Annotated in this window: 17 protein-coding genes; 8 read left to right on the forward strand and 9 right to left on the reverse strand. The window is 72.9% G+C overall.

The genetic code is table 11. From position 1 onward, the window contains the following. Positions 1–91 precede the first annotated feature (91 nt). Positions 92–1,351, reverse strand: coding sequence for an O-antigen ligase family protein (locus tag HBO46_RS18390; RefSeq protein ID WP_166134289.1), 1,260 nt, complete (start codon positions 1,349–1,351; stop codon positions 92–94). Between the two features lie 167 nt (positions 1,352–1,518). Continuing rightward, a complete protein-coding gene (locus tag HBO46_RS18395) occupies positions 1,519–2,286 on the reverse strand; it encodes an SGNH/GDSL hydrolase family protein (protein WP_166134291.1) in 768 nt (255 codons plus the stop codon). A gap of 216 nt (positions 2,287–2,502) precedes the next feature. Between HBO46_RS18395 and HBO46_RS18400 the strand changes: the two genes are divergently transcribed. Continuing rightward, the gene (locus tag HBO46_RS18400; RefSeq protein WP_166134293.1) at positions 2,503–2,865 is read left to right on the forward strand and encodes a DsrE family protein; all 363 of its coding nucleotides are present in this window, start codon (positions 2,503–2,505) and stop codon (positions 2,863–2,865) included. Between the two features lie 9 nt (positions 2,866–2,874). Here HBO46_RS18400 and dtd read toward each other — a convergent pair whose 3' ends face one another. Beyond that, positions 2,875–3,336 (reverse strand): D-aminoacyl-tRNA deacylase, encoded by a 462-nt coding sequence (gene dtd / locus HBO46_RS18405; RefSeq protein WP_191480173.1) that lies wholly within the window; start codon positions 3,334–3,336, stop codon positions 2,875–2,877. A 42-nt stretch (positions 3,337–3,378) separates the two neighbouring features. Between dtd and HBO46_RS18410 the strand changes: the two genes are divergently transcribed. Next, positions 3,379–4,239 carry a BKACE family enzyme gene (locus HBO46_RS18410; protein ID WP_166134297.1) on the forward strand — a complete coding sequence of 287 codons (861 nt, stop codon included), beginning with the start codon at positions 3,379–3,381 and terminating at the stop codon, positions 4,237–4,239. 19 nt (positions 4,240–4,258) lie between these two features. Here HBO46_RS18410 and HBO46_RS18415 read toward each other — a convergent pair whose 3' ends face one another. Beyond that, positions 4,259–5,641: a polysaccharide biosynthesis tyrosine autokinase gene (locus HBO46_RS18415; protein ID WP_166134299.1), complete on the reverse strand. Its 1,383-nt coding sequence runs from the start codon at positions 5,639–5,641 to the stop codon at positions 4,259–4,261. A gap of 125 nt (positions 5,642–5,766) precedes the next feature. On the opposite strand from HBO46_RS18415, the gene mshD reads away from it, so the two are divergent. Then, the gene (gene mshD, locus HBO46_RS18420) at positions 5,767–6,588 is read left to right on the forward strand and encodes a mycothiol synthase (protein WP_166134301.1); all 822 of its coding nucleotides are present in this window, start codon (positions 5,767–5,769) and stop codon (positions 6,586–6,588) included. A 62-nt stretch (positions 6,589–6,650) separates the two neighbouring features. After that, positions 6,651–9,095, forward strand: a complete 2,445-nt coding sequence (locus HBO46_RS18425; protein WP_166134303.1) for a hypothetical protein — start codon at positions 6,651–6,653, stop codon at positions 9,093–9,095. Positions 9,096–9,186: 91 nt separating this feature from the next. On the opposite strand, the gene HBO46_RS18430 is transcribed toward HBO46_RS18425, so the two are convergent. Next, positions 9,187–10,587, reverse strand: coding sequence for a sugar nucleotide-binding protein (locus tag HBO46_RS18430; RefSeq protein ID WP_224769235.1), 1,401 nt, complete (start codon positions 10,585–10,587; stop codon positions 9,187–9,189). 2 nt (positions 10,588–10,589) lie between these two features. Continuing rightward, positions 10,590–11,588: a dTDP-glucose 4,6-dehydratase gene (rfbB, locus tag HBO46_RS18435; protein ID WP_166134307.1), complete on the reverse strand. Its 999-nt coding sequence runs from the start codon at positions 11,586–11,588 to the stop codon at positions 10,590–10,592. Between the two features lie 49 nt (positions 11,589–11,637). Between rfbB and rfbA the strand changes: the two genes are divergently transcribed. Next, complete coding sequence (rfbA, locus tag HBO46_RS18440) at positions 11,638–12,507, forward strand: glucose-1-phosphate thymidylyltransferase RfbA (protein WP_166134309.1); 870 nt, start codon at positions 11,638–11,640, stop codon at positions 12,505–12,507. Positions 12,508–12,559: 52 nt separating this feature from the next. Here the strand turns inward: rfbA and HBO46_RS18445 are convergent, their stop codons facing one another. After that, positions 12,560–13,738, reverse strand: a complete 1,179-nt coding sequence (locus HBO46_RS18445) for an alpha/beta hydrolase (protein WP_224769236.1) — start codon at positions 13,736–13,738, stop codon at positions 12,560–12,562. A 93-nt stretch (positions 13,739–13,831) separates the two neighbouring features. Here HBO46_RS18445 and HBO46_RS18450 point away from each other — a divergent pair, with 93 nt between their 5' ends. The 3 genes from HBO46_RS18450 to HBO46_RS18460 all read left to right on the forward strand — a co-directional run bounded on the left by HBO46_RS18450 (position 13,832) and on the right by HBO46_RS18460 (position 17,719). After that, positions 13,832–15,982, forward strand: coding sequence for an RNA degradosome polyphosphate kinase (locus HBO46_RS18450; protein WP_166134311.1), 2,151 nt, complete (start codon positions 13,832–13,834; stop codon positions 15,980–15,982). Between the two features lie 107 nt (positions 15,983–16,089). Further along, positions 16,090–16,707 carry a DUF47 domain-containing protein gene (locus HBO46_RS18455; protein WP_224769237.1) on the forward strand — a complete coding sequence of 206 codons (618 nt, stop codon included), beginning with the start codon at positions 16,090–16,092 and terminating at the stop codon, positions 16,705–16,707. A gap of 4 nt (positions 16,708–16,711) precedes the next feature. Further along, entirely contained in the window at positions 16,712–17,719 is a 1,008-nt protein-coding gene (locus tag HBO46_RS18460; protein WP_166134313.1) for an inorganic phosphate transporter, read from the forward strand. Between the two features lie 154 nt (positions 17,720–17,873). Here the strand turns inward: HBO46_RS18460 and HBO46_RS18465 are convergent, their stop codons facing one another. Both HBO46_RS18465 and pstB read right to left on the reverse strand, forming a co-directional pair. Then, positions 17,874–18,923, reverse strand: coding sequence for a hypothetical protein (locus HBO46_RS18465; RefSeq protein ID WP_207950233.1), 1,050 nt, complete (start codon positions 18,921–18,923; stop codon positions 17,874–17,876). Between the two features lie 210 nt (positions 18,924–19,133). After that, a complete protein-coding gene (pstB, locus tag HBO46_RS18470) occupies positions 19,134–19,913 on the reverse strand; it encodes a phosphate ABC transporter ATP-binding protein PstB (protein ID WP_166134315.1) in 780 nt (259 codons plus the stop codon). Between the last annotated feature and the right edge of the window lies 1 nt (position 19,914).

The following is a 19,914-nucleotide window of genomic DNA, read 5'->3' on the forward strand; positions in this document are numbered from 1 at the left end:
TCGTTTCGCGCCATCGACGCCACGACCTACGAGCGCAACGCAACGCAACGCAACGACGGATGGTACTGGGGTTGCCCTGGATGGAGGCAGGTCACCGCCGCATAGGCGTCGCAGGTCGGCCTATCTGGACTGGCTCGTGCTCGGGCTTGGGCTCCAGCTCGGCCGACATGCTCGCGGCGATTGCGCCACCTGCGATGCCGACCAACAGCCAGGCCAGGGAGGGCGTCCCGCGCACCCAGTACACGTCGATGTAGGCGTGCACAAAGGTGGCGGCGCTCGCGCAGATCGCGAGAACGATCAGCGGAGACACTCGGAAATGGCGAACCAGCCACACCATCGTCACGCCCATGAGGAAGAGGAATCCGAGCAGCAGTGGCCACCCGCCCTCGACCAGCGCTAGGGCGTACACGTTGTGCGGGTCGGTGGTAGGAACTCGGATGATGGCCGAGAAGTACTGCTGGTACTCGCCGATCCCGACACCGGTCCACTGGTGGTGTGACCACTGCGTCAATGCGTCTTCGACGAACACGTCTCGCAGGTCTGCGTTGTATCGGCCCTCGCTGCTGCGGTTCAGGATGCGGTCTACCATTGCGGCCGGGAGGAAGGCGAGCGCTGCCCAGGCTGCGGCCCCCATGCCAGCGAGAGCGATGACGCTCGTCTTCAGCGAGCGACCGAGCGCCAGCAGCACGAGGGCCGCGACAGCGAGGCTGACCATCGAACCCCGGCTGCCGGTGCACGCCAGCCCGCCGACAAGAATCACGACCGGCACCAGCCGCCAAGTGGACTTCCACATAATAAGGGCGATCAGAATCGCAACCACGATGACCGACCCCGCCGGGTTCTTCTGCACGCCGAGCACCCCAGTGCTGCCGGGTGCGGCGTACCAAGCCAAGGCCAGCAGGAGCGATCCGGCGACGTAGACAATCAGCACGGGCCGCAAGGCCTTGCCCTGGTAAATCACGGCGCCCAAGACCAGCCACACCACGACCAGCTCGATGCGCTGGACCAGCGTCAGCGCGGTATGGATGGACGGATGCACGCCGACAACCTGGAGCCCAGCGACGATGAAGTACACCGCCGCCCCGGCGACCGGCACGGCCACCGCCGCGAGCGGCCGCCACGGCAAGTCGCGGTGCTTGCCTTGGCTGTAGTACGACGCCAGGGCAAGCACCGCGAAGATGTCGCACAGCGCCAGCCCGAGACCGCCAGCCGAGACCACCAGAGGGGCAGCGAACGGCAGGGTCGCGGCGGCGAGCGTCGCCCACACACGCCAATCGCGGAAGAGCAGCACAGCTAGTACTAGTCCGACCACGCCGGCAGCAGGCTGATCGCCCAGCAGGGCGACGTACACAAGTAGGACGGAACCCAAGCCGTAAGCCGCGTAAGCCCCGACTCGCTTTGCCGCGCTTGGCGACCCATCTCCCCGTTCCAGCACCCGTGTACGCTACCGCAGCCCGCGACCGCGCCCTGACGCCTGAACGTTGGACACGCTCGGCCGGGAGCCGGCGTCGCCCGGCCTCACGCAGCGAAGTCGCGGAGACCGGATAGGACTTCCTGCGCGAGTCGATCGTGACCGCGCTGCGTGGGGTGCACGTCACCGTCTGGACGGTGCTCAATGCTCCAGCCGCGGTCGAACGCGTCGATGAAGTGCACACCGGCGCAAGCTGCCCCGTCGCGGATCTCCCCGTTCAGGCGCTCGAGTTCCGGCCGAACGTCAGGCGCGGGGATCGGCCCCAGCACGACGATTGCGGCGTCCGGAAGCTCACGCGCGAGGTAGCGGAACACCTGGTGAGCCCGATCCTCAACGCCGGGCTCGGGGAGATCATTGGGGCTCCCCTGGATGAAAACGACGTCCGGATTGAGTGGCACGACCTTCCGCTCGGCCATCAATCCGTAGTCCCAGCCCTTGCGATCCATGCCGTAATGCACGTAGCCCGCCCCGCGATTCGGGAATGGACTGAAGTCCCAGGCGACAGCATCGGCAACTTGGTCGATGTACCCACCGCTAGGCCGTTCAGCACCCTGCCCGTACATGAAGGAATCGCCGATCGCCGCGGCGACCACGTCGCCATCGCGGAGGTCAGGCACGGCGGCCACAGGATCGTGATCGCACGGCCCCTTCGGGGCCCTTATCGCGCTTGAGGCGCCGACAGTCTCGTCGACTCGGGAACTGAAGTGAGCCCATCCCGCCGCGATGCCTCCCGAAAGAGCCAGGATCAAGAAGGTCCCCCACAGTCGGGTCACCAGTGGGGAGGGATCGATGACTTGGCGCGCCGGCTTGCTCACGATCCGGAGGGTACCGGGACGCTGGCCGCCCCGCTGGGCCGCCCGCGAAGCACCGCTGGCGATCGCGTCACATGCCCCCGCGGCTCACCCGCCACAACAAACCGCTCGATCTGCAAGACGCACACGGCCGGGATAGCAGCACAATCATCTGTCAATAGGCGGCCCACCACGTCGCGCAAGGGGTTCGAATCCCGCATCGGAAGATAGCCTCCGAACATGCCTCGCCCCGCTCTCATCAAGGTCACCTGCGGCACCGACGACCCCGAGCGGTCCAACCAAGCCTTCACGGTCGCCGGTGCCGCCGTCGCGGCGGGGGCTGAAGTATCGTTGTGGCTGACCGGCGATGCCGTGTGGGCAGCCGTACCCGACCGAGGGCTCGACCTCGGGCTGAAGCACGCGACGCCGGTGGCGACGCTGCTCGAGGTGGTGCTGGGTGGCGGGGCGGTGACCGTGTGCACCCAGTGCGCCACCCGGCGTGGGATCACCGCGGCGGACGTCGCCGACGGGGTGCGGATCGCGGGTGCGGCGGTGTTCGCCGAGGAGGCGCTGCGCGACGGGGTGCAGGCGCTCGTCTACTGACGTCCGCGCCTACTGCGGCCGGGGGCTGTCCAGGACCAGGGTGATCGGGCCGTCGTTGACCGACTCGACCCGCATGTCGGCGCCGAAGACGCCGCACTCGACGTGGGCGCCGAGGCGCTGGAGCTCGGCGCAGAACGCGTCGTACAGCGGTTCGCTGACCGGGCCGGGCGCGGCCGCCTGCCAGGTGGGGCGCCGACCCTTGCGGGCGTCGCCGTACAGCGTGAACTGGCTGACCACGAGCACCGGGGCGCGGACGTCGGAGGCGGAGCGCTCCTCGCGCAGCAGCCGCAGGTCCCAGACCTTGCGCGCCGTCCACGCGACGTCCCGCGCGTCGTCGTCGTGGGTGACGCCGAGATAGACCAGCAGCCCGGGCCCGGCGAGCTCGCCGACCACCTCGCCGACCGGGTCGACGCTCTCGTCGTCGACCACCCGCACGCTCGCCCGCAGGACACGCTGGATCACCGCTCGCACGGATGCATGTTCTCGCACCCCGGTCTCTGGCAGCATGCCGGGATGACGGCCGCCCCGGACTCCCGCCCGCTCCCCCGCAACGCTCTCCTCGTCACCGTCGCCCCCACCGGCGCCGAGACGGCCAAGGGCGACGTCCCTCAGCTCCCCACGACGCTGGAGGAGCTGGTCGTCGCCGCCAAGGCCTGCGAGGTCGCGGGCGCTGCGATGGTGCACGTGCACATCCGCGACGACGAGCACCGCCCCACCCTCGACCTCGGCCGGCTCACCGAAACCGTGACCGCGCTGCGCGAGAGCACCGGCCTGGTCGTGCAGCTCTCCACCGGCGGCTCGGTGCACGACCCGCTCGAGGACCGGCTGCGGGTGCTCGACGCCGCACCCGACTCGTGCAGCCTGACGATGGGCACCGTGAACTTCGGCGACGAGGTGTTCCTCAACCCCTGGCCGTTCGTGCGCGAGCTCTACCGGCTCAGCCGGGAGCGCGAGGTGGTGCCGGAGTTCGAGCTCTTCGACCTCGGCCAGGTCGCCGCGCTGCGCCGGCTGCTCGACACCGAGGGCCTGCCGTACGGCGGGCGGGTGCACTGCGACCTGGTGATGGGCGTGCCCGGCGGGATGCCCGGCACCGCACCTGCGCTGGTCGCGGCGGTCGGGATGCTGCCGCCCGAGGTGACCAGCTGGTCGGCCACCGGGGTGGGCCGCTCGACGCTGCCGGTCGCGCTGGGCGCCCTGTCGATGGGCGGGCACCTGCGGGTCGGCATGGAGGACGTGCTGTCCTACGCCCCCGGCGTGCCGGTGACCTCCAACGCCCAGCTCGTCGAGCGCGCGGTCGCGCTGGGGCGCCTGGCCCAGCGCGAGCCGGTCGACGGCGCCGGCGCGGCCGCGCTGCTCGGGGTGCGCCCTCGCTGAGGACGCACCCGCGAGGGTGTCAGGCCTTCTGGTGCTTGCCGGCGTCGGCGGTCTCGGGTGCGTAGCCGTAGCCGTACCCGTAGCCGTAGCTGCCGCTGCGCCGCGCGGGCACCATGTTCATGACCAGGCCCAGCGCCTTGGCGTCGACGCTGGCGAGCCGCTCGACCGACTGCGCGAGCTGGTCGCGGGTGGTGGAGCCGTAGCGGACCACGAGCAGCGCGCCGTCGGCGTGCGAGGCCAGCAGGGCCGCGTCGGTGACCGGGAGCAGCGGCGGGGCGTCGATGATCACGACGTCGAAGTCGTTGCGGATCTTGGCCAGCAGCTCGGTCATCGCGTGCGACTGGAGCAGCTCGGCCGGGTTCGGGGGGATCGCCCCGGCGCTGAGCACCCTCAGGTCGGTGCCCGGGTGCTTCTGGATCGCCTCCTCGAGGCTGACCTTGCCGACCAGCACGGTGGTGACGCCGACGGCGTGGTCGAGGCCGAGCGCGGCACTGGCCTTGGGGCGGCGCAGGTCACCCTCGATGAGGAGCGTCTTCTTGCCGGCCTGGGCCAGCGACAGCGCCAGGTTGAGCGAGGTGCTGGTCTTGCCCTCGTTGGGCAGCGCCGAGGTCACGACCACGACCTTCTCGGCGTGGTCGACCTCGAGGAACTGCAGGTTGGTGCGGATCACCCGGAACGCCTCGGCGCGCGGCGCCGTCGTGGGCAGCGAGGTGATCAGCGGCTCGGTGCGGGCCGCGGCGTCGTAGGCGATCGAGCCGAGCATCGGCGCCGCGGTGAGCGTGGTGGCCTCGGCCGGGTCCTTGACGCTGGTGTCGAGCAGCTCGCGCAGCAGCGCCAGGCCGACACCCAGCAGCAGGCCGAGCACCAGGCCGAGGCCCAGGTTGCGCACCGGCTGCGGCGAGGACGGGTCGCTCGGCAGGGACGCCGCGTCGGAGAGGCTGGCGCGGATCGGGGTGCGTCCGCCGATCGTCTCGATCTCCTCGATCCAGGCGGAGAGCTGCTCGGCGTAGGACTGCGCGATCGCCTGGGCCAGCGCGGGCTCCGGGTCGGTCGCGGTGATCTTGACCATCACGGTCTCGGGCAGCACCGAGGCCGACACCTTGCCCGTGAGCTCAGCGGCGGTGAGGTCGAGGTCGAGGTCGGCGATCACCGAGTCGGCCAGCTGGGTCGTGTTGACCTGCTGGGCGTAGGAGGTCACCCGCTGCCCGGAGAACAGCGCGCCCTGGTAGGCGTCGCTGCCACCGCTCTGGCTGGAGGTGGAGACGAAGAGCTGCGCCGAGGACTGGTACTGCGGCGTCGCGGTGAACGTCAACGTCGCCGCCGCCGCCAGCACCACCGCCGTGACGGACAGGATCATCAGCCAGCGCCGCCGAAGCAGCCTCAGGTAGTCACGCAACTCCACGCGGGCACTCCAAGCATCGGTACAGGGGATAGGCCCCCGCGACCCTATCGGCCGGTGACCGGGCCCTCGTGACCGGCATCGCACGGTGGGACTGGCCGCTCCAGGCCGCGTGACAGGGTGGGGGCATGAGCATCGAGCAGATCGCCCACGAGGCGGAGGAGGCGGACGGCGCCGCGCCGCTGGACGAGGCGACCTGGCGGGCGCTCGCCCACCACGAGCGGGTGCGGGCCTGGGAGAGCGAGGACGGCTTCGCGCTGCTGGTCGGCGCCGACCTGAGCCTGGTCGTGCGCCCGACCGCCCGCCGCCGCGGGGTCGGGCGGGCACTCCTCGAGCACGTCCTCGCCAACACCGAGGCCGCCGGCCCCGCGCAGCTGCTCGCCTGGTCGCACGGCAACCACCCCGGGGCGGCCGCGCTCGCCGCGGCGTACGACTTCGAGCGGGTGCGGGACCTGTGGGTGATGCGCCGCGACGCGAGCGACCCGCTGCCGGCGCTGACGGTGCCGGCCGGGATCGAGGTGCGCGGCTACCGGCCGCAGGACGCCGAGGAGGTGGTGCGCGTCAACGCCGCCGCCTTCGCCGCCCACCCCGAGCAGGGCGCGATGGACGCCGCGGAGCTCGAGGAGCGGATGCGCGCGGACTGGTTCGACCCCGCGGGGCTGCTGGTCGCCACCGAGGCCGGCTCGGACCGGCTGCTCGGCTTCCACTGGACCAAGCGCCACTCCCCCGAGCTCGGCGAGGTCTACGTCGTGGGCATCGACCCGGCCGCGCAGGGACGCGGACTCGGCTCCCTGCTCACCCTCGCCGGCCTGCACCACCTCACCGACGCCGGGGTGCGCGAGGTGCTGCTCTACGTCGAGTCCGACAACGCCCCCGCCATCGCCGTCTACTCCCGTCTCGGCTTCCGCCACGACGACGTGGACACGCACGTGCAGTACCGGCGCGGCTGAGGTCGGCCCACCGGCTCGACCAGTGGGCCCCCGGCGGCGGGGCTCGACTACGCTCAGCGCCGATGAACGCGGCCACCTCACTCGACGAATCCGACCAGACCGGCGGGCGCCGCTGGCGGCGTCGCGACCGGGCCACCGTGCCCCCCGAGCCCACCCCACCCCCGGCTCCGCTCCTCAGCCCCGAGGAGTACGCCGCCCGGCTCGGCGAGGCCCAGGCCGCCGCCGAGCAGGCCACCGCGCTGCGCCGCTCCGCCGAGCTGGCCGCCGCGGAGGCGAGCGCCGAGCGGCTGGTCGCCGAGGACGCCGCCCGCGAGGCGATCGCGGCCCGCGAGGCGGCCGACCGAACGCTCACCGAGCGCGCGGCCGCCGTCGAGGAGGCGTTCGCGGCACGCGCCGCCGCCGAGCAGGCCGCCGCCGCTGCCACCGACGAGCGCACCGCCGCTGAGACGGCCGGCACCGAGGCCGCCCGGCTGCGCGAGCAGGCCGAGCAGGCCGCCCGCGCCCAGGCCGAGGCCGCCGCCGCGGCCGCCGCGCTGCACGAGCAGGCCGAGGCCGCCGCCCAGCGGGCCGAGGAGGCGCGCGAGCGCGCCGAGCAGGTCGCGCGCGAGCAGACCGACGCCGCCCGGGCCGCCCTCGAGGCCCGCACCCGGGCCGAGGAGGCCGCCCGCGAGGCCGCCGCCGCGGCCGAGGCGGCCCACACCGCCCGCGGCGAGGCCGAGCAGGCCGCCGCCGAGCAGGCCAGCGTCGCCGCCCAGGCCCAGGGCGAGCGCACCACCGCCGAGGAGGCGCTGCGCGCCGCCGTGGCGAGCGCGGCCACCGCCACCGAGGAGCACCTCGCCCGCACCGCGGCCACCGCCCGGGAGCGCCAGGTCGCCGAGACCGCCGCGGCCGAGCAGGCCGCCGCCCGCGAGGCGGCCGAGGCGAAGGCCGCCGAGCAGGCGGCCGCCCGCACCGCCGCCGACGAGGCCGCCACCGAGCACGCACGCCTGGCCCAGGAGGCGCACGCCGCGCGCACCGCCGCCGAGCAGGCAGCCGGCGCCGCCGCGGTGGACGCCGCCCAGGCCCACGAGGCCCGCCGCGCCGCCGAGCAGGCGGCCGCCGAGCAGGCCGCGCTCGCCGGACGTGCGGCCGCCGCCGAGCACGCCGCGCACACCGAGTCCGCCGCCGCCGGCGCGCTCGCCCGCGCCGAGGCCGAGGCCCGCCAGACGGCCGAGACCGCCGCCGCGGAGCACGCCCGACTCGCCCAGGCGGCGTACGACGCCCGCGCGGTGGCCGAGCGCGCCGCCGAGGAGGCCTTCGCCGCCCGCACCCTCGCCGACGAGGCCGCCCGGGCCCAGGCGCGGGCCGCCGAGGAGGCGCACGCCGCGCGGCTCGCCGCCGAGGAGGACGCCGCCAGCGCCGCCGAGCAGGCCGCGGCCGCACTGGTCGCCCGCACCGAGGCCGAGGCCGCCGCCACCGCCCAGGCCACCCTGGCCGGGCAGGCCGCGGCCGGCGAGAGCGCCGCCCACGCCGCCGCCGAGCAGGCGAGCGAGACCGCTCGGCTCGCCCATGAGTCCCGGACCGCCGCGGAGGAGTCCGCCCGCGCGCTGGCCGCCGACCTCGAGGCAGCCCACGCCGCGCGGCTCGAGGCCGAGGAGGTCGCGACCGCGGCCGTCGTGGCCCGGGTCGCCGCCGAGCAGGAGGCCCAGGCGCACGCCGAGCTCGCCGCCCAGGCCACCGAGGCCCGCCAGCGCGCCGAGGAGCAGCTCGCCGCACGCACCGAGGAGCTCGCCGCCGCGCTCGCCGCCCGCGAGGCCGCCGAGCGCGACGCCGCCGAGCACGCCCGGCTGCGCGCCGAGGTCGAGGACGCCGCCGAGGCGCGCGCCATCGACCGGCAGGCCGTCGAGTCCTCGGTGCGCCACCAGGCCGAGCTCGCCGAGTACGCCCTCGAGGACCGGATCGCCGCCGAGGAGCGCGCGGCCGCCCTGGCCGTCGAGCTGGCCGAGGCCCGCGAGCAGCTGCTCGGCGGGGCCCCGCGCCACGCGGCGCCCGCGCCCGCGACTCCTGAGGCCCCGATCGTCTCGCGCCCGGACGACGCGCCCGCGGAGAAGCCGGTGCGCTACCGACGCCGCCGCGGCGCCGTGTTCGGCTGGCTGCTGGTGCTGCTCGCGCTCGCCGCGGCCGGCGCGACGGCGTACCTCGTGGTCGACGGTCGGGTCGCCAACGACCTCGCGGTGATCGGCGGCGTCCTCGCGCTCCTCCTGCTGGTGCTCGGCGTGCGGGTGCTGACCTCGCGCCGCTTCGTGCGGATCGGCAACGGCCTCGTCGAGGTCCGCGCCGACGGCGAGCACCACCATGTCGACCTCACCGACGAGCGCACCCGCGTCACCCTCGCCGGCACCCCCGGCGAGCCCGGCTGGGAGGCCCGCTTGGAGCGTCCCGCGATGCCGCCGCTGGTCATCGACGCGAAGATGGTCGACCCGGTCGAGTTCACCGCGCTCCTGCGCCGGTGGCGCCCGGAGGTCTGAGATCTCGGGTAGTTCGTGACGTTGGGGACTGTGGAGAGCGTTGTCCACAGTCCCTCGCGTCACGAACTACCTACTCCGTCACCGGCACGCCTCAGCCCGGAGACTCCGCGCAGTAGCGCCGCAGCGCGACCAGCTGGTCCTCCGGCTCGAAGCCGGTGGCGCGGATCCGGGTCAGGTCGAGCACGCTGTGGCGCGGGCGGGGCGCCATCGCCTTGCCCGCGGCGTACTCCTCGGTGCTCACCGGCGTCACGTCGTCGCCCGAGCGACCGCTGAGCGCGAAGACCGCCCGCGCGAGCCCCGCCCACGACAGCGGGTCGCCGGCGTTGCTGACGTGATAGGTGCCGTACGCCGCGCCGACGTCGAGCAGGTGCCGGGTGGCGCGCGCGAGCTCGTCGGTGAACGTCAGCCGGCCGATCTGGTCGTCGACCACGCTCGGCGAGACGCCCCGGGCGGCCAGCGACTGCATCGTCCGCACGAAGTTGCCGCCGGCGCCGACCACCCACGAGGTGCGCAGCAGGTAGTGCCGCGGGGTGGTCGCGACCGCGACGTCGCCCGCGGCCTTGGTCTGCCCGTAGACGCCGAGCGGGCTCAGCGGCTCGTCCTCGGTGTGCACCTCGCGGGTGCCGTCGAAGACGTAGTCGGAGGAGTAGTGCACCAGCGTCAGCCGGTGCTCGGTGGCCACCCGGGCCAGCGCGGCGGGCGCCTGGGCGTTCGCCGCCCACGCCCCGGCCCGCCCGTCCGGCGTCTCGGCGTCGTCGACGCCGGTCCAGGCGGCGGCGTTGATCACCACGTCGTACTCCCCCCACGGCCAGGCGGCCAGCGCCTCGGGGTCGGTCACGTCGAGCTCGTCGCGGCCCACGACGTGGCTGCCCGGGAACGCCTCCGCGAGCGCCTGCCCGAGCTGGCCGTGCCCGCCGAGCACCAGCGTGCGCCGCCCGGCCATCGGCTCCACGGCGTCGAGGGTGGGGTTGTGCCGGTCCTTCTCGGAGACGTCGGCCTCGGCGAGCGGCACCGGCCACGGGATCGCGAGCGCCGGGTCGTCGAGCGCGACGGCGGGGTAGGTCGTGCCGGGGCGCCAGTGCTCGTTGACCAGGTAGGAGTACGCCGTCGCGTCCTCGAGCGCCTGGTAGGAGTTGCCGACCCCGCGCGGGACGAACACCGCGGTGCCGGGACCGACCTCGAGGTGGACCACGGTGCCGAGGCTGTCGCCCGCCCGCAGGTCCACCCACGCGCCGAAGACCCGTCCGGTGGCCACCGAGACCAGCTTGTCCCAGGGCTCGGCGTGGATGCCGCGGGTGGCGCCGCGCCGGGCGTTGAAGGAGATGTTGTTCTGCACCGGCCCGAAGTCGGGCAGCCCGAGGGCGGTCATCTTCTCGCGCTGCCAGTTCTCCTTGAACCAGCCGCGGGAGTCGGCGTGCACGGGCAGCTGCACCACGAGGAGGCCGGGGATCGCGGTCTCCTCCACGCGAAGGGTCGCGACAGGCTCCGTCACCGTCACTGGCCCTTCGCCGCGTAGGCGCTCTCGACCGCGCCCTTGTGGGGGCGCCACCAGTCCTCGTGCGCGGCGTACCACTCGACGGTGGCGGCGAGCCCGGCCTCGAAGTCGGCGTACGCCGGCGCCCAGCCGAGCTCGGTGCGCAGCTTGGTGGAGTCGATCGCGTAGCGCAGGTCGTGCCCGGCGCGGTCGGTCACCAGGTCGAAGTCGTCCTCCGGGCGCCCGAGCTGGCGCAGGATCGCGCGCACGACCTCCAGGTTGGTGCGCTCCCCGTCGGCGCCGATCAGGTAGGTCTCGCCGATGCGCCCGCGGGTGAGGATCGTCCACACGGCGGCGGAGTGGTCCTCGGCGTGGATCCAGTCGCGCACGTTGAGCCCCGCGCCGTACACCTTGGGCCGGCCGCCGGCGAGCACGTTGGTGATCTGGCGCGGGATGAACTTCTCGACGTGCTGCCAGGGCCCGTAGTTGTTGGAGCAGTTGGAGATCGTCGCCTGCACCCCGAAGCTGCGCACCCACGCCCGCACCAGGTGGTCCGAGCCGGCCTTGGTGGCGGAGTACGGGCTGGAGGGGTTGTACGCCGTGGCCTCGGTGAAGCGCTGCGGGTCGTCGAGCGCGAGGTCGCCGTACACCTCGTCGGTGGAGACGTGGTGGAGCCGGGTCCCGGCCTTGCGGACCGCCTCGAGCAGGGTGAAGGTGCCGACCAGGTTGGTGTGGATGAACGGCGAGGGGTCGGCCAGCGAGTTGTCGTTGTGGGACTCCGCGGCGAAGTGGACCACCGCGTCGTGCTCGGCGACGAGCGGGTCGACGACCGCCCCGTCGGCCACGTCGCCGACCACCAGCGAGACCCGGTCCGACGGCAGCGCGTCGATCGCCTCGCGGCTGGCGGCGTAGGTCAGCCGGTCCAGCACGGTGACCCGCGCGTCGGTCCGGGCGACGAGGTGATGCACGAAGTTGGAGCCGATGAATCCGGCGCCACCGGTCACGAGGATGCGGTTCATGTGCTCGATGCTAGGCACCGAGGTCCCGGTCGTGCCTACAGTTCGCTCCATGCGCGGCATCATCCTCGCCGGCGGGACCGGCTCCAGGCTGCACCCCATCACGCTCGGCGTCAGCAAGCAGCTGCTGCCGGTCTATGACAAGCCGATGATCTACTACCCGCTCTCGACGCTGATGCTGGCCGGGATCCGCGAGGTCCTGGTGATCACCACGCCGCACGAGGCCGACCTCTTCCGGCGGCTGCTCGGCGACGGCTCGCAGTTCGGGATCGAGATCTCCTGGGCGGTCCAGCCCAGCCCCGACGGCCTCGCCCAGGCGTTCATGATCGGCGAGCGGCACATCGGCTCCGAGCCGGTCGGGATGGTGCTGGGCGACAACCTCTTCTACGGCGAGGGCCTCGGCACCCGGCTGCGCCGCTTCCACGACGTCGACGGCGCCGTGGTCTTCGGCTACCGGGTCGCCGACCCCACGGCGTACGGCGTGGTGGAGTTCGACGACGCCGGGCTGGCGCTCTCCCTGGAGGAGAAGCCCGCGCACCCGCGCAGCAACTACGCGGTGCCGGGGCTGTACTTCTACGACGCCGGCGTGGTCGACCTGGCCCGCGACCTCAAGCCCTCCGAGCGCGGCGAGCTCGAGATCACCGACCTCAACCGGCGCTACCTCGAGCAGGGGCGCCTGCACGTCGAGGTGCTCCCCCGCGGTGCCGCGTGGCTGGACACCGGCACCTTCGACGACCTCGCCAACGCCAGCGACTTCGTGCGCGCGATCGAGCACCGGCAGGGCCAGAAGATCGGCGCACCCGAGGAGGTCGCCTGGCGGATGGGCCTGATCGACGACGACCAGCTCGCCGCCCGCGCGGCCGAGCTCACCAAGAGCGGGTACGGCGTCTACCTCGCGCGGTTGCTCGACGAGGGGCGCTGAGGGCGGTCGTTCTGCCCCCGGCGGCGGGTAGTTGCCTCTCCCCTCACGGGGCTCAGCGCAGGGCCTCCCGCAGCACCCCGGCGATCTCGCGGTGCGCGGCGCGGGCGGTGCGCCCGGCGCCGACGACGTTGAAGAACCCGTGGATCTGGTCGGGGAAGCGGCGGGTCTCCACGGGTACGCCGGCGGCGGCCAGGCGCGCGGCGTACGCCTCGCCCTCGTCGCGCAGCGGGTCGAAGCCGGCGGTGGCGACGTAGGCCGGGGCGAGCCCGGCGGGCAGGTCGGCGTGCAGCAGCGAGATCCGCGGGTCGGCGCGGGTCGCGGGGTCGGGGAGATAGCTGGCGGTCGCCAGGTCCATGAACTCCGTGCTCAGGAAGAACCCCGAGCCGAAGGTCCGCCGGCTCGCCAGCCGCCCCTCCGCGTCGGCCATCGGGTAGACCAGCAGCTGGAAGGCCAGCGGCAGCCCCTCGCGCGCGGCCACGATCGCCACCGCCGCGGCCAGGTTGCCGCCGGCCGAGTCGCCGCCCACGGCGATCCGGGTCAGGTCCACGTCGAGGCCGGCGGCCGGGTCGGCGGCGTGCTCGACCACCCAGCGGTACGCCGCCACGCAGTCGTCGTACGCCGCGGGGAACGGCTCCTCCGGCGCCAGCCGGTAGTCCACCGCCAGCACCCTCACCCCGGAGTGCTCGGCGAGCAGCCGGCACGACGCGTCGTGGGACTCCAGGTCGCCGTAGATGAAGCCGCCGCCGTGGAAGAAGACCAGCAGCGGGCTCAGCGCACCCGGGGTGCCCGGCGCCCAGCCCTGCCGGGTCAGCGACGGGTGCGCGGTCGGGGTGTAGAGCCGCGCCCGCAGCGCGGCGGGGTCCCCGGCATCCCCCAGCCGCAGGTCGCGTACGCCGCCGACGCCTGGCCGACCGCCGGCCAGCCGGGACTGGCGCACGATGGCGCGGCGCCCGGCCGCCACCGGCAGCGACTCCGCGGCCGGCTCGCGCGCCAGCTGCTGGAGCCGCAGCATCAACTGGGTGTCCACCGCGAGCGTCTGGCCCTCGCGCACCACCGGCCTCCCGGCCAGCACCCGCTGCACCCGCGGGGGCAGGTTGAGCGCCCCGGCGAAGGCGGCGGCCTCCGCCCGGGCCAGCAGCGGCGTCAGCCGGGCGCGGGCGCCGCGGCGTACTGACCGGGCCGGACGGGCCGGCGGATCGAGCAGGAACGGCGTGGTCGTGTCGCGGGTCACAGCGGCAACCTACCCACGGGTATCGCCGCCGCGGCAAGGTTCCGGTCGTCTGTTGGACTCCCCGTGTTCCCCCAGCGGTGCCACACTCGACCCATGTCCGCCGAGCTCTCGCCGTCCGCGCCCGCCGACGTCCCGCCGGAGGAGCCGTTCGACGTCGAGCCGCCGTACGAGCCCGCCCCCGACGCGATCGCGGCGGTCAGGGGCTTCGACGACCGGTTCCTGGACCGCGAGCTGAGCTGGCTGAAGTTCAACCAGCGGGTGCTCGAGCTCGCCGAGGACCCCTCGCTGCCGCTGCTGGAGCGGACCCGGTTCCTGGCGATCTTCACCAGCAACCTCGATGAGTTCTTCATGGTCCGCGTCGCCGGGCTCAAGCGGCGCATCGCCGCCGGCCTCGCGGTCCGCGCGGCGTCGGGGATGATGCCGCGCGAGACCCTCGAGGCGATCTGGCAGACCGCCCGCGAGCTGTCGCTGCGCCAGGCCCGGGTGTTCCGCGAGCAGGTGGTGCCCGAGCTCGCCGAGGAGGGCATCCAGCTGGTGCGCTGGGACGACCTCGACCGCGAGGAGCAGCGCGCCTGCAAGCGGCTGTTCAAGGAGCGCATCTTCCCGGTGCTCACCCCGCTGGCCGTCGACCCGGCGCACCCGTTCCCCTACATCTCCGGGCTCTCGCTCAACCTCGCGGTGCTGATCCGCAACCCCAAGACCGGCAAGCAGCACTTCGCCCGGGTCAAGGTGCCGCCGATCTTCGCCCGCTTCGTGCCGCTCGGCAACCAGCGCTTCGTGCCGCTGGAGGACGTCATCCGCGAGCACCTCAAGCGGCTGTTCCCGGGCATGGACGTGCTGGAGGTGCACACCTTCCGCGTCACCCGCAACGAGGACCTCGAGGTCGAGGAGGACGACGCCGAGAACCTCCTCGCCGCCCTGGAGAAGGAGCTGCTGCGCCGCCGCTTCGGCCCGCCGGTGCGCCTGGAGGTCGAGGAGACGATCTCGCCGTCGGTGCTCGCGCTGCTGGTCACCGAGCTCGGCGTCTCCGAGCAGGAGGTGGTCCGGCTGCCCGGCCCGCTGGACCTGCGCGGGCTGCACGGCATCGCCGACCTGGGCCGCGAGGAGCTGAAGTATCCCGCGTTCGTGCCCACCACCCACCCCTACCTCGCCGAGGTGGAGTCGGCCGCGCCGGTCGACGTGTTCAAGTCGCTGCGGCGCCGCGACGTACTGCTGCACCACCCGTACGACTCGTTCGCGACCTCGGTGCAGCGCTTCCTCGAGCAGGCCGCCGCCGACCCGCACGTGCTGGCGATCAAGCAGACGCTGTATCGCACCTCCGGCGACTCCCCGATCATCGACGCCCTCGTCGACGCGGCGGAGGCCGGCAAGCAGGTGCTGGTGATCGTGGAGATCAAGGCCCGCTTCGACGAGGAGGCCAACATCCGCTGGGCCCGCCAGCTCGAGCAGGCCGGCTGCCACGTCGTCTACGGGCTGGTGGGGCTCAAGACGCACTGCAAGCTGGCGATGGTGGTGCGCGAGGAGCCCGACGGCATCCGGCGCTACACCCACATCGGCACCGGCAACTACAACCCCAAGACCTCACGCACCTACGAGGACCTCGGGCTGCTCACCACCGACGAGACCATCGGCGAGGACGTCGCGCACCTGTTCAACAACCTCTCCGGCTGGTCGCGCAACGCGTCGTACGACGAGCTGCTGGTCGCCCCCGACAGCGTGCGCAGCGGGCTGATCGAGCAGATCCACCGCGAGATCGCCCACCACCGCGAGGGGCGCCCGGCCCGCATCCGGTTCAAGGCCAACTCGGTGGTCGACGAGGCGATCATCGACGCGCTCTACCTCGCCTCCCAGGCCGGCGTACCGGTGCAGCTGCTGGTCCGGGGCATCTGCGCGCTGCGCCCCGGCGTACCCGGGCTGTCGGAGACCATCGAGGTGCGCTCGGTGCTGGGCCGGTTCCTCGAGCACAGCCGGGTCTTCCTCTTCGAGAACGGCGGCGAGCCGGTCGCCTGGATCGGCTCGGCCGACATGATGCACCGCAACCTGGACCGGCGCGTCGAGGTGCTGGTGCGCCTGCCGCGCGCGGACGCAATCGCGAGCGTCGGGGAGATCTTCGACCTCGCGTTCGCCCCGGACGCCTCGGGGTGGGAGCTGGGACCCGACGGGGAGTGGACCCACAACGCCGGGAGCCGGCACCTGCAGGAGACGCTGATCACGCGTCGCCGCGCCCGACGTACGACGGGATGAGAGCAGACGGTCCCCTGGGCCGCGCATCCGGGGGGTCTGGTTTGCAAGCGCGGGCCAGCGACCCCCTAGCATGAGTCCGACCTTCTCCGCCTCTCCAGGAGTATTCCGTGGGTTTGCGATTCCGCCCCGTCGACAATGCGTTCTACGACCTCTTCACCGAGTCGGCCACCCACCTCGTCACCGGCGCCGATCTGCTCGCGCAGATGCTGTCCGCGGGCGACGAGCGCGAGGCGGTGGCGCAGAAGATGCGCGACGCCGAGCACGCCGCCGACGAGACCACGCACTCGCTGTTCAAGAAGGTCAACAGCACCTTCGTCACGCCGTTCGACCGGGAGGACATCTACTCCCTCGGCTCGGCCCTCGACGACGTCATGGACCTGATGGACGAGGTCGTCGACATGATCCTGCTCTACGAGGTCCACGAGCTCCCGCCGCGGGTCTCCGAGCAGGTCGAGGTGCTCCAGCGGTGCGCCGAGCTCACCGCCCAGGCGATGCCGAAGCTGACCGACCCGGGGTCCCTGTCGGACTACTGGATCGAGATCAACCGCCTCGAGAACACCGGAGACAAGAACCACCGCCGGATCCTGGCCCACCTGTTCAGCGGCGAGTACAAGACGATCGACGTACTCAAGCTCAAGGACATCATCGAGTCCCTCGAGGAAGCGATCGACGCCTTCGAGAAGGTCGCCAACACGGTGGAGCAGATCGCCGTCAAGGAGTCCTGAGCGCGTGTCCGCAACCCTCGCGCTGGTCATCGCGGTCGTCGTCGTCGCCTTGGTCTTCGACTACACCAACGGGTTCCACGACGCCGCCAACGCGATCGCCACATCCGTCTCGACGCGCGCGCTGACCCCTCGGGTCGCGCTCGGCATGGCCGCGGTCATGAACTTCGTCGGCGCCTTCCTGGGCCAGGAGATCGCCAACACCGTCGCCGGAGTCATCTCCGTCTCAGCGAACTCACACGGCCTGGTCATCGTGATGGCCGGCCTGCTCGGTGCGATCACCTGGAACCTGGTGACCTGGTACTACGGCCTGCCCTCCTCGTCCTCCCACGCCCTCATCGGCGGCCTGGTCGGCGCTGCGCTGGCCTCCGGGTCGTACGTCAAGTGGAGCGCGATCGTCGACAAGGTCCTGCTCCCGATGATCGCCTCGCCGATCTTCGGCTTCATGGCCGCGTTCGCCTTCATGCTCGGCATCATGTGGGTCTTCCGGCGCCGCAACCCGCACCGCACGCAGCGCGGGTTCCGCATCGCCCAGACCGTCTCCGCGGCCGCGATGGCGCTGGGCCACGGTCTGCAGGACGCCCAGAAGACGATGGGTGTCATCTTCCTGGCGCTGCTCACCGGTGGCTACGCCACCGCCGGCGACCCCCTGCCGCTGTGGGTCATCCTCGCCGCGGCGGCCGCCATCTCGGCCGGCACCTGGGCCGGTGGCTGGCGGATCATGCGCACCCTCGGGCGCCGCATCATCCACCTCGACCCAGCCCGCGGCTTCGCCTCCGAGACGATCGCCGCCGGTGTCCTCTACACCACCGCGTTCGCCTTCGAGGCCCCCATCTCCACCACCCACACGATCACCTCCGCGGTGATGGGTGCCGGCGCCACCAAGCGCTTCTCCGCCGTCCGCTGGGGCGTCGCCCGCTCCATCGTCGCCGCCTGGGTGCTCACCTTCCCGATGGCCGGCGCCGTCGCCGCGGTGCTCTACTGGATCTGCAAGTACGTCTTCCAGCTGCCGTGAGGCTCGCTCTCCTCTGAGAGAGCTGCTGACACACAAGGACCGTCGGGTGACCGGCGGTCCTTGTGTGTTTGTGGGGGGGTGTGGCCGGCGCGATCCGGATAGTCCGACACATGAGGGTCGTGAATCCCGGTTTTCACGACCCTCCTGTGTCGGACTATCCCTCGGGGCGCCGGTGCCGCAGCAACCGTTCCCGGTCCCAGGGGGTGAGCGCGCGCCGCTGCGCGACCGTCTCGGTCGGGATCCACCACGGCGGACGCGCCAGGGTCCACCGGCGTTCGGACCCCGGCCGCCGCGAGGCGCGCTGGTACGCCGCGCGCAGCCGGAGCACGAACGCGGCCGGGTTGGCCAGATCGGCCCCCACCATCGTCACCGGCTCGAGCCCGTGGGCGCGGAACCTCTCCTCGCGCGCCAGGTCACTGGCCCGCCTGGCGCTGGAGAGGTGGTCCTTGCCGTCGTACTCCCCCACGACCCCGAGCTCCGCGTCGAGCAGGTCAGGGGTGCCGAGGTGGCGCCCGTCGAGGTCGAAGACCGGGCGGTTGCAACGCGGGCGGGGCATCCCGCCGGCGTCGGTCCACACCAGGCGCATCGCCGACTCGGTGGGCGCCCACGAGTTCTCATCGGCCAGCGCCAGCGCCGCGCGCAGCTGGGGAACCCCGGTCCAGGTGCGCAGGCGCCACTGGGTGTAGACCCGACATTCCTCCAACGAGACCAGGTCGGAGTACGCCGCCATGTCGAGCGCCACGACCGCGGCGGCGACGTCCGGGGCGTGGCGCGCCTCGAAGCACGCCGAGCGCACGGCGGTGGTGACCGGCAGCCCGTCGACCCGGTCGTGGTCGCGTGGGTCGATCCCCTCCTTGCACGGGACCCAGCGAGGATCCGGGCGGAGGTTGACGTGGGTCGCGAGCACCACCGGCCGGCCGTCGCTCCCGTCGAACCACCGGGCTCCTGCCCAACGGAGCGCCGCCCACCCCGTGACCGCTCCGTGGGGCCCGAGCACGGCCGCGGCCTCGACGATCCGCTGCTCGACCCGGCCGCTGTCCACGTCGGCGGGCACGTACATCCCCGCCGAGGTACGCCGCCAGCGCGGCCCGCGGGCCTGCCCGCGCGTCGGGCCGGCCCGCCCGGTGGGGTCGATCGGCACCGGGACCACCACCTCGGGGTGGCCCGGGTGGACACCGGGACCTGCTCGCTCGACTCGCCGCACCCGCCGAGCCTGCGTCCGGCGCGGCCCCTCCCGGGCGCCTCGCCCACAGGCTCCCCCGGCGTACGACCGGGAGGGCGGGGTGGGGACGACTAGTGGCTCGGAGTCGCCCCCAGGCGATAGTCCGACACACCAGGGTCGTGAATCGGGCGAAAGACGACCCTGGTGTGGCGGACTATCCCCTCACGTCGCCCGACGAGCCCCCGACCCACCTCACCCGAACCGACCCGAGATGTACGCCTCGGTCGACTCGTTGTCGGGGTTGGTGAACATCTTCTTGGTGGGGTTGAACTCCACCAGGTGGCCGGGCTGGCCGGCGCCCTTGAGGTTGAAGAAGCCGGTGTCGTCGGAGACGCGGGCGGCCTGCTGCATGTTGTGGGTGACGATGACGATCGTGTAGTCGGACTTGAGCTCGTGGATCAGGTCCTCGACGGCGGAGGTGGAGATCGGGTCGAGGGCGGAGCAGGGCTCGTCCATCAGCAGGATCTGCGGCTCGACGGCGATGGCGCGGGCGATGCACAGGCGCTGCTGCTGACCGCCGGAGAGGCCCATGCCGGGCTTGGCGAGGCGGTCCTTGACCTCGTTCCACAGGTTGGCGCCGCGCAGCGAGCGCTCGACGATCTCGTCGGCCTCGGCCTTCTTCATCCGCTTGGAGTTCAGCTTGTTGCCGGCCAGGACGTTGTCATAGATCGACATCGTCGGGAACGGGTTGGGCCGCTGGAAGACCATCCCGATCTGGCGGCGTACGGCGACGGGGTCGACGCCGGGGTCGTAGAGCGACTGCCCGTCGACCATCACCTTGCCCTCCACGCGGGCGCCCGGGATCACCTCGTGCATCCGGTTCAGCGAGCGCAGGAAGGTCGACTTGCCGCAGCCGGAGGGGCCGATGAAGGCGGTGACCGCGCGGGCCCGGATCGTCATGTTGACGCCCTGCACGGCGAGGAAGTCGCCGTAGTAGATGTTCAGGTCCGAGACGTCGATGCTCTTGGCCATC

It is taken from the genome of Nocardioides ochotonae (genome assembly GCF_011420305.2).
Lineage (GTDB): Bacteria > Actinomycetota > Actinomycetes > Propionibacteriales > Nocardioidaceae > Nocardioides > Nocardioides ochotonae.

Excerpts from the sequence above, each read along its gene's own strand:
- HBO46_RS18410 (WP_166134297.1), top strand. The coding sequence starts at position 3,379 with ATGACGGCCGCCCCGGACTCCCGCCCGCTCCCCCGCAACGCTCTCCTC.
- rfbB (WP_166134307.1), bottom strand. The coding sequence starts at position 11,588 with ATGAACCGCATCCTCGTGACCGGTGGCGCCGGATTCATCGGCTCCAAC.
- rfbA (WP_166134309.1), top strand. The coding sequence starts at position 11,638 with ATGCGCGGCATCATCCTCGCCGGCGGGACCGGCTCCAGGCTGCACCCC.
- HBO46_RS18400 (WP_166134293.1), top strand. The coding sequence starts at position 2,503 with ATGCCTCGCCCCGCTCTCATCAAGGTCACCTGCGGCACCGACGACCCC.
- HBO46_RS18450 (WP_166134311.1), top strand. The coding sequence starts at position 13,832 with ATGTCCGCCGAGCTCTCGCCGTCCGCGCCCGCCGACGTCCCGCCGGAG.
- mshD (WP_166134301.1), top strand. The coding sequence starts at position 5,767 with ATGAGCATCGAGCAGATCGCCCACGAGGCGGAGGAGGCGGACGGCGCC.
- HBO46_RS18425 (WP_166134303.1), top strand. The coding sequence starts at position 6,651 with ATGAACGCGGCCACCTCACTCGACGAATCCGACCAGACCGGCGGGCGC.
- pstB (WP_166134315.1), bottom strand. The coding sequence starts at position 19,913 with ATGGCCAAGAGCATCGACGTCTCGGACCTGAACATCTACTACGGCGAC.